We start from the raw sequence: 2,348 nt of genomic DNA, 5'->3' as shown, positions 1-2,348 counted from the left end.
GGCTGGTCGCTGCGGGCGTCGGAGGCGTCGCGCTGGCGGCGGGCCTGGGGGGCCTTGCCGGCATCTTGGGCGCAACCGGAGCCCTGTTCAAGCTCGCCAGTCTGGTCGAGAAGCCTGACCAGCCCCTCCCCCTTGATACGGCGATCCTCGCTGCCCTCGCGAGCACGTACGTCTCCGAGCTCGACAAGGCGGTGAAGCGAGCCGAAGACGGCGGGAAGAACATCGCCGAGAGCGTGAAGCGCGCTATCAAGAACGAATCGCTCCGCGACGAAGCCCAGGAACGCCTCAAGAACGGCTTCACCTGGCTCTCCGTGATCCGCTCGGACCGCGTCGCGCGCTCTGAGGAGTGGGCGCTCGTCAAATCATTGTCCGAGCTGGGCTCCGATTGGGCGAGACAGATCGAGCTCCCAGAACCAGACGCATTCTACCACAGCCTGAAGAACACGCTGGCGGCGTCGCTCGATCAGGTGCTCGCGGAACGGGCGGCAGACGTAAAGCTCGCGCAGGAGCAGACGCAGCGCGACGCTCTGGAACTCCTGCGCGAAGCCCAGGAAAAACTCGACGAGACGCGGCTGTTCGGCGAGATCGAGCAGGAGAAGCTCTATGTGGAGCGCCGGTACCGCGCTCAGACGTTCATGTCACCGGACGACGACTACAGCGACTGGGATAAGATCGAGGCGACGAGCGGCGTCGAGGCTCATCTCGGTACGCTGCTGAACGGGAATGGAGCCCGGATCGTCGTGATCGAGGGCGACATGGGCGCCGGCAAGACGTGCCTGATGCGCCGGCTCGCTGCCGATCTCGCCCGGACCAAGGGCTCCAGAACGCCGCTCTACGTCCACTGGCGGCCCATCCACGACGCAGCGACTTCGGAGGCGCTGCTCAACCGGATCGCGGGCGAGGTGAGCGAGACGTACAGCATCGACGCGCTGGACTTGCCATCACGGACACAGATCATCCTGCTCGTCGACGGCTTCGACGAGATGACATCCCATGACCGGCGCACGGTCGAGTCCTGTTTCAACCGTCTCGTCGCGCTCAAGAGCGAGCGCCGCTTCTCCGTCGTCGTCTCGATGCGCTCCTCGCTGCTCGACTCGTCCCTCAAGGCGCTCATTCGCGACGGAAAGGCGACTGCCATCCATCTGGAGCCAATGACGCCCGACGAGACCGATCGGTGGGTCGAGAACTACGCCAACGCAACCGGCAGGGCAGGACTCACCGGCAGCGACCTCCGCCAGCGCGCCGGCGAACAACAAGAGGGCGGCGACATTACGGGCAACCCGTTGCTCCTCTACCTGATGATGCGCTACCCGATGTCCGACAGTGGGACGCCTGCTGCCGGCGGCTTCGACCGCCAGAAGGCGGAGCTCTTCCGCTTCTTCGTGGACCAAACGGTGAGCAGCAAGGCGGAACGCAGCGGCGAACGAGGCGTCGTCCTGACTGAATACCAACAGGATTACCGTTACCTCCTTCAGGAGCTCGCGGCGCTGGCGACGCTTCCGGGCTTGGGAGGCGCCTGTTCCGTGCGCGACATCGAGCACTTCAGTCCTGGGTTCCGGGCGTGTCTGGAGCAGATCAAAATCACGGATTCTGACCTGCGCTCACCCTTCGTCCTCTATTTCTTCGAGCCTCGCAGCGCGGCAACGTTCCAGTTCCATCCGGAGGGCTTTCGGGAGTACCTCTTCGCGGAATGGTGCGTCCGACAGCGCTTCGACGTTTTCCTCGGAGCGCGATCCCGGCCCCACCATCCGATCGCCCGCAAGCCCGACGATGCGCCCAGGTTGCTGGCAAAGTTCCCAGTCTCGGCGCAGGAGGGCGCATTCCTGAACGCGCTCTATGAGGAGCTCGGCGCCCTGGCGAAGGACACCGCGCCGGAACTCGCGAAGCGCATGCAGGCTTTCGCGCACGACGACCGCCGCGACTGGCAAACGCAGATCCGCGAGCTCTACGAAGTCGTGTTGGACGAAGCGAACGCTGTGCCCAAGCCGAACATCCCCGATATGGAAATCGGCAAGGGACCCGAGCTGGAGCTCGGCGGCTTGGAACCGCTCTGGCGTCAGCGGAACGCCTGGATGCAGCTCTGGATGGCAACGTTCGGGCTCTACCGAGGCATGGAGAAGGACCCGGCTTCGGATCACGTGCTCACCGCGTCTTGGGCGCTTCGGCTCTATGCGGACGTGTGCCGAACGACGACAACGGCTGCGTTCCGCAGGCGTCTCGACTATGGCTACGACGCGGGAGGCATCCATCTCCACGGTCTGGGGCTCCGGGGCGCGCACCTCGAAGGCGCGCACCTCGAACTCGCGAACCTCGAATTCGCGAACCTCTTCGGCGCGCACCTCGTCCGC

The 2,348-nt window shown here is 65.0% G+C and carries 1 protein-coding gene; it reads left to right on the top strand.

Going from position 1 to position 2,348, the window contains the following annotated elements:
* On the top strand, nt 1-2,348 hold a 2,348-nt coding region (locus FJZ36_19035), incomplete at both ends, for an NACHT domain-containing protein (GenBank protein ID MBM3216994.1).

The sequence above is a fragment of the Candidatus Poribacteria bacterium genome (genome assembly GCA_016866785.1).
Lineage (GTDB): Bacteria > Poribacteria > WGA-4E.
The sequence above is the reverse complement of the archived record's forward strand: the minus strand, read 5'-3'. Positions and strand labels throughout refer to the sequence as shown.